We start from the raw sequence: 338 nt of genomic DNA on the forward strand, positions 1-338 counted from the left end.
GATTATCTGTTTTAGAACAAAAAATGAAGACATCCTGCAAATGGGAGTATACAATCTTCTCTCACCATTATTAGTGATGTCTCCATATGTTCCTACGATGTTTTTTTATACTTTTCTCGATATTGCCCTGGTGTCATTTCTTCTTGTTTTTTAAATGATCGGATAAAATTCTGTGAGTTTTTGTAGCGTAAGTGATCAGCTATTTCCTTAACCGTCATATTCGTTTCAGTTAACCACTGTTTTGCTTTTTTAAATCGATACATGGCCAAATACTCACTAAATGTATAATTTGTTTCTTGTTTAAACACACTGCTCAAATAATTAGCATTATAATGGAG

The 338-nt window shown here is 32.0% G+C and carries 1 protein-coding gene; it reads right to left on the minus strand.

Annotation, left to right across the window (positions count from 1 at the left end):
- Positions 1 to 92 precede the first annotated feature (92 nt).
- The coding region (locus KH400_RS23220; RefSeq protein WP_217228668.1) for a helix-turn-helix domain-containing protein at positions 93 to 338 on the minus strand (246 nt) is incomplete at its 5' end.

The sequence above is a fragment of the Desertibacillus haloalkaliphilus genome (assembly GCF_019039105.1).
GTDB lineage: Bacteria > Bacillota > Bacilli > Bacillales > KJ1-10-99 > Desertibacillus > Desertibacillus haloalkaliphilus.